The following is a 2,492-nucleotide window of genomic DNA, read 5'->3' on the forward strand; positions in this document are numbered from 1 at the left end:
TCGTGACTGCGTGCCTTTTGAAGAATGAGCCTGCGAGTTTGCGGTGTGTTGCGAGGTTAACCCGGGTGGGGAAGCCGTAGCGAAAGCGAGTCCGAATAGGGCGTTTTAGTAGCACGCTCAAGACCCGAAGCGGAGTGATCTAGCCATGGGCAGGTTGAAGCGGCTGTAAGAGGTCGTGGAGGACCGAACCCACCAGGGTTGAAAACCTGGGGGATGACCTGTGGTTAGGGGTGAAAGGCCAATCAAACTCCGTGATAGCTGGTTCTCCCCGAAATGCATTTAGGTGCAGCGTCGTGTGTTTCTTGCCGGAGGTAGAGCACTGGATAGGCGATGGGCCCTACCGGGTTACTGACCTTAGCCAAACTCCGAATGCCGGTAAGTGAGAGCGCGGCAGTGAGACTGTGGGGGATAAGCTCCATGGTCGAGAGGGAAACAGCCCAGAGCATCGACTAAGGCCCCTAAGCGTACGCTAAGTGGGAAAGGATGTGGAGTCGCACAGACAACCAGGAGGTTGGCTTAGAAGCAGCCACCCTTGAAAGAGTGCGTAATAGCTCACTGGTCTAGTGATTCCGCGCCGACAATGTAGCGGGGCTCAAGCGTACCGCCGAAGTCGTGTCATTGCAGCAATACGGCCAACGCCGGCTGTGATGGGTAGGGGAGCGTCGTGTGCCGGGTGAAGCAGCCGCGGAAGCGAGTTGTGGACGGTTCACGAGTGAGAATGCAGGCATGAGTAGCGATACAAACGTGAGAAACGTTTGCGCCGATTGACTAAGGGTTCCTGGGTCAAGCTGATCTGCCCAGGGTAAGTCGGGACCTAAGGCGAGGCCGACAGGCGTAGTCGATGGATAACCGGTTGATATTCCGGTACCCGCTGTGAAGCGTCAAACATCGAGCATCGTGATGCTAAGGCCGTGAAGCCGTTCCGGACCCTTCGGGGAAAGGAAAGTGGTGGAGCCGCCGGACCAAGCGGTTAGTAGGTGAGTGATGGGGTGACGCAGGAAGGTAGTCCATCCCGGGCGGTGGTTGTCCCGGGGTAAGGGTGTAGGCCGTGTGATAGGTAAATCCGTCGCACGTGTGGCTGAGACCTGATGCCGAGCCGATTGTGGTGAAGTGGATGATCCTATGCTGTCGAGAAAAGCCTCTAGCGAGTTTCATGGCGGCCCGTACCCTAAACCGACTCAGGTGGTCAGGTAGAGAATACCGAGGCGTTCGGGTGAACTATGGTTAAGGAACTCGGCAAAATGCCCCCGTAACTTCGGGAGAAGGGGGGCCATTCCTGGTGATGGGATTTACTTCCTGAGCTGGGGGTGGCCGCAGAGACCAGCGAGAAGCGACTGTTTACTAAAAACACAGGTCCGTGCGAAGCCGTAAGGCGATGTATACGGACTGACGCCTGCCCGGTGCTGGAACGTTAAGGGGACCGGTTAGCTCCATTTCGGTGGGGCGAAGCTGAGAACTTAAGCGCCAGTAAACGGCGGTGGTAACTATAACCATCCTAAGGTAGCGAAATTCCTTGTCGGGTAAGTTCCGACCTGCACGAATGGCGTAACGACTTCTCGACTGTCTCAACCATAGGCCCGGTGAAATTGCACTACGAGTAAAGATGCTCGTTTCGCGCAGCAGGACGGAAAGACCCCGGGACCTTTACTACAGTTTGATATTGGTGTTCGGTTCGGCTTGTGTAGGATAGCTGGGAGACTGTGAACTCTGGACGCCAGTTCAGGGGGAGTCGTCGTTGAAATACCAGTCTGGTCGTGCTGGATGTCTAACCTGGGTCCGTGATCCGGATCAGGGACAGTGTCTGATGGGTAGTTTAACTGGGGCGGTTGCCTCCTAAAGAGTAACGGAGGCGCCCAAAGGTTCCCTCAGCCTGGTTGGCAATCAGGTGTTGAGTGTAAGTGCACAAGGGAGCTTGACTGTGAGACCGACGGGTCGAGCAGGGACGAAAGTCGGGACTAGTGATCCGGCGGTGGCTTGTGGAAGCGCCGTCGCTCAACGGATAAAAGGTACCCCGGGGATAACAGGCTGATCTTCCCCAAGAGTCCATATCGACGGGATGGTTTGGCACCTCGATGTCGGCTCGTCGCATCCTGGGGCTGGAGTCGGTCCCAAGGGTTGGGCTGTTCGCCCATTAAAGCGGTACGCGAGCTGGGTTTAGAACGTCGTGAGACAGTTCGGTCCCTATCCGCTGTGCGCGTAGGAGTCTTGAGAAGGGCTGTCCCTAGTACGAGAGGACCGGGACGGACGAACCTCTGGTGTGCCAGTTGTCCTGCCAAGGGCATGGCTGGTTGGCTACGTTCGGGAGGGATAACCGCTGAAAGCATCTAAGCGGGAAGCCTGCTTCGAGATGAGGACTCCCACCCCCTTGAGGGGTTAAGGCTCCCAGTAGACGACTGGGTTGATAGGCCGGATCTGGAAGCACCGCAAGGTGTGGAGGTGACCGGTACTAATAGGCCGAGGGCTTGTCCTCAGTTGCTCGCGTCCACTGTGTT

1 rRNA gene is annotated in these 2,492 nt (G+C 56.9%); it reads left to right on the forward strand.

Going from position 1 to position 2,492, the window contains the following annotated elements:
* A 23S ribosomal RNA gene (locus ACIQ1J_RS35340) occupies nt 1-2,470 on the forward strand; the annotation flags it as partial.
* Nucleotides 2,471-2,492 lie beyond the last annotated feature (22 nt).

This window comes from Streptomyces sp. NPDC097107 (genome assembly GCF_044762405.1).
Classification (GTDB): Bacteria; Actinomycetota; Actinomycetes; order Streptomycetales; family Streptomycetaceae; genus Streptomyces; species Streptomyces thinghirensis.